This window comes from Bartonella sp. AA9NXGY, from assembly GCF_042196845.1.
Classification (GTDB): domain Bacteria; phylum Pseudomonadota; class Alphaproteobacteria; order Rhizobiales; family Rhizobiaceae; genus Bartonella.
The window spans coordinates 1-2,257 of the sequence record NZ_JBHIRB010000062.1; the positions used below are offsets into that span (position 1 = coordinate 1).

The 2,257-nt window shown below is 37.7% G+C and carries 3 protein-coding genes; all 3 read right to left on the reverse strand.

Annotation, left to right across the window (positions count from 1 at the left end; genetic code table 11):
• Positions 1-229 precede the first annotated feature (229 nt).
• Positions 230-670, reverse strand: a complete 441-nt coding sequence (locus ACFIM6_RS09725; protein WP_375612653.1) for a hypothetical protein — start codon at positions 668-670, stop codon at positions 230-232.
• Between the two features lie 84 nt (positions 671-754).
• Entirely contained in the window at positions 755-1,507 is a 753-nt protein-coding gene (locus ACFIM6_RS09730) for a hypothetical protein (RefSeq protein ID WP_375612654.1), read from the reverse strand.
• Positions 1,508-1,800: 293 nt separating this feature from the next.
• Positions 1,801-2,190, reverse strand: coding sequence for a hypothetical protein (locus tag ACFIM6_RS09735; RefSeq protein WP_375612655.1), 390 nt, complete (start codon positions 2,188-2,190; stop codon positions 1,801-1,803).
• Between the last annotated feature and the right edge of the window lie 67 nt (positions 2,191-2,257).

The following is a 2,257-nucleotide window of genomic DNA, read 5'->3' on the forward strand; positions in this document are numbered from 1 at the left end:
ACTGAATCTACAGTGTGAATCCCATTTTTATTTTACTTAACAGCTTGCTTTTTGATACGTTTTGTGCAATAAAGAGATGTTCTTTTATATTTCGATTGGTTATTTTAATCGTTTATTTAGATCGCTAGCTGTTTTGATAATAAAAGCCGTGTCTTAAAGGACGCGGCTTTTTTTTATTCTATCTTTTAGACGCCACAGCCGCTTTAATCAATTCCTCTACAGTCTTTATCTATCTACAAAAGGATATTAAACCTGTAGAAATCTCTTTTCTTCCTGTAACCCATGCCCCCAAAATAAGTTGCGTATCTCCAAAAACACGCGCCCTGCCACCAATAATTGCCTTTCCATAAGCACGTACATTACCGTAAACCTTCGCAAACCCATTAACACACGCCTCATCACAAATTATTGCATTTTCAAAAACCTTCGCATGCCCCCAAACCATAGCAGCATTATAAACCTTGGCATCATCACCAACCCAGCAATTGCCATCATGTGATAAGTTGTATTCACTTTCAATAAAGCCCCCTAAATCTCCTTTTTTAACACTTCCAAAACTTCTTAAAGCTTTAATGCGATAAAGTGTTCTAACTCTACCATAGAGATGGTCTTTAACTTCTGTAGTTTCATTAGTAAGTTCATATTTTTTGGATACAGTTTTAGTGGTCATAGGTAGCTCCCTAATCTAATATTCAAACAAATTGTTAAATGAAATGGTTATAAGGAGGCGCCCCCGCACCGCCCTATTGTTTAATTAAGCAGCTTCTTTTTCACATTCTAATTCACATTCTAAATCGTCATCATTTTCCGATTCAAGATCAGCATCATAATAGTCTTCAAAATCATCATAATACTCATGACGATAATAATCATCTTCACTACCAAATTCGGGATATGCTTCATTCCAAATATGATCATCTGCTGTTAAAGAAGCGGCGCTATGAACATAAGAATCTCCTGAGATAAGAGCACCACATACAACGGCATCATCGAAAACACGCGCGTCATCACAAATATAAGCAGCACCGCTTATTTTTGCATTGCCTCCAACATGAGCATTATCACAAATGACGGCATCATCAGAAATATGAGCATGATCAGTTACATAGGCATTATCATAAATCTTTGCATTGCCTTCAATTACAACAGCACCTTTAATATGAGCATTCCCATAAAGACGCGCATTGCCTCCCATAAAAATAGCTTCAAAAATAGCATTCCCATAAATTTTTGCATTCCCACAAACGTCTACAAAAAAGCTTCTTACTTTTGCATTCCCAGAAACGCGGGCATTTTGAAAAACGCGGGCTTTATCATATACCCAGCACGTACCATAATGCGATAGGTTGCTTTCATTTTCTATAAAACCACCTAAATCCCCCGCCTTGACATCTCCAAAATCTTTTAAGGCGCGTATACGGTATAATGTGAGACCAGTCATATGATCTATTTCATTAGTCAATTCATATTTTTTGGATGGTTTTCTCTTTTTAACTGTAGCTTTCATGCTAGTAATCCTATTCGTAAGAAGGTTTCTATTGACACCCTATAAGGGCGTCGGGTGCTAGAAACACGGCGAATAGTCCGCTGTGTGCTTTCCCCTAAAAAGGGTATTGTATAACACACTACACCCGACATAAATCGTTATATGCCAATGATAGCATAAAAGAAAGTCAGTATTTTAAAAGGCATGGGAGAGGCTGTATCGTAACCTATCCGCTATTCGCTAAGTGTTTCTACACACTTGACGCCTTTCTAAACGAACCTTTCCTTAAAGTCAATACGTATTTTTTATTTTTTTCAATTTTTTTCATTTTGATACCTACCTAATTGAATACCAAGTGCTTTCTCTAGCTCGTTGTCTATATCATCATAAGTTTTCACTGCTTTAACTGTACGTTTTTTGATTTCCCTATTCACCTCGTCTATCAACGCTTCGCAACTCAATACGCTTCTTGGCAAATCACCCCCATATATCCAAGCTTTCACTTGCGCCTTGGTACTGTAATCAACATTCTCAGGCATCTCATGATACTGACCACCGTCAAATTCTTCATATTCTCTTGTACCATCATCATATTCGTAAAGATTGTAAAAATACTCTGCTACCCCTAATCCCCATGGGGCATGCCCCACCGCCGTTGCAACGAACTTTTTCCCCCCCTTCTGTTTACGTTTTTTTAAAAACATCTGGTTTAATATCCCCTATCTAAATCCATAACTTTACCAATGGGTTTATTTGCCTCAAAATGGACCG

Coding starts and splice junctions, on each gene's coding strand:
- ACFIM6_RS09735 (WP_375612655.1), bottom strand. CDS start 2,190: ATGTTTTTAAAAAAACGTAAACAGAAGGGGGGGAAAAAGTTCGTTGCA.
- ACFIM6_RS09730 (WP_375612654.1), bottom strand. CDS start 1,507: ATGAAAGCTACAGTTAAAAAGAGAAAACCATCCAAAAAATATGAATTG.
- ACFIM6_RS09725 (WP_375612653.1), bottom strand. CDS start 670: ATGACCACTAAAACTGTATCCAAAAAATATGAACTTACTAATGAAACT.